Below are 368 nucleotides of genomic sequence, written 5' to 3' on the forward strand. Positions count from 1 at the left end.
TCTGGGAAGTAAACTAGGCCAAGCTCTAAACCAGATAGCTCACCATTTGAGGCATTAACTGGTGCACTCAAAACATAAGGACGAGTCACGCCATCGTCGCCTTCACGCACGACGGTTTTACGCCCTGGTACAACAAGGCCTTCAATTTCCCGTTTAAAGTATGCACCATACAATGAACTCGATTCTGCAAAGTACCACTCTAATGAAGTATCATAATTTTTTGATTCTGTTGGCTGTAGATCTGGGTTACCACCATTACCAGTACCATAAGTGGCACCTTCGGTAAGTGGATCAAACCAGTATTGCAACGCATTTAAATCTGCAAAATTTGGCATACGTAGAGTTTCAGTATAAGAAACACGGCCAAC

At 43.2% G+C, this 368-nt stretch carries 1 protein-coding gene; it reads right to left on the minus strand.

Going from position 1 to position 368, the window contains the following annotated elements:
• Nucleotides 1-335: TonB-dependent receptor domain-containing protein (locus CWB85_RS21865; protein WP_249314964.1), on the minus strand; the 335-nt coding region annotated here is incomplete at its 3' end.
• Nucleotides 336-368: the final 33 nt, after the last annotated feature.

Source organism: Pseudoalteromonas sp. S1727 (assembly GCF_005886375.1).
In the GTDB taxonomy this organism is placed as follows: Bacteria; Pseudomonadota; Gammaproteobacteria; order Enterobacterales; family Alteromonadaceae; genus Pseudoalteromonas; species Pseudoalteromonas haloplanktis.